Annotated in this window: 1 protein-coding gene; it reads right to left on the reverse strand. The window is 51.3% G+C overall.

Annotated features, from left to right (window positions below):
* On the reverse strand, positions 1-228 hold a 228-nt coding region (locus tag KVT36_RS32575), incomplete at both ends, for a hypothetical protein (RefSeq protein ID WP_217607559.1).

Genomic DNA, 228 nt, shown 5'->3' on the forward strand with positions numbered 1-228 from the left:
GTCCCACGGGTCAAAATTTCAGGCACCCCATAGCCGTTCACTACCCTGCTACCGGTTGACCAGCCCCCTGCCATATGATGCCCATTTCGGCCAGGCCCCAGCATACCAAAGGGATAATAAACCTGTGCAGAGGTGATCTTTGGCCCATAGTGATCTATAACCGTCCCATCTAATGTTACAAGCTTTTTCTCATCCGACACCCTGGCCAGCCCATTTCCTAAATGGTTA

This window comes from Chitinophaga sp. GbtcB8, assembly GCF_019091455.1.
Lineage (GTDB): Bacteria > Bacteroidota > Bacteroidia > Chitinophagales > Chitinophagaceae > Chitinophaga.